We start from the raw sequence: 387 nt of genomic DNA on the forward strand, positions 1-387 counted from the left end.
AGGGTGCGCTCCCACAAAGAACTGAGCGGCAGCATTGATCCGCCATCCACAGGCCAGCGCGATCCCTTGTAGGAGCGCACTTGTGCGCGACCGCGGCGCCGCGATGCATCGCTCCGGTTGGTCGCGCACAAGTGCGCTCCTACAAAAGACCGACCGGCCCCGCAACGCCGAGCGTTGGGCTCTTGATCAGGCTCTTGATCAGGCTCTTGATCAGGCTCTTGATCAGGCTCTCGCCCTTCGGGGTCCCCGTATGACGCGGCGGGCGGGTGGAGGAAAGCCCGAAGGGTGGCCGCAGGGATGCGGCCAGTTTTTCGACAGGACACGGATGTCCTGTCGAAAAACCCCGCAACCCGCACGCGCACCTGGAGGGCCAAAGGCCCGGAAGGC

At 65.1% G+C, this 387-nt stretch carries 1 protein-coding gene; it reads right to left on the minus strand.

The annotated features are described in order from the left end of the window. Nucleotides 1-139 precede the first annotated feature (139 nt). Nucleotides 140-387 (minus strand): hypothetical protein (locus AC1DKY_RS21455; RefSeq protein WP_477180047.1); only part of this gene is annotated, 248 nt, incomplete at its 5' end.

The organism is Dyella sp. 01N448 (genome assembly GCF_056399225.1).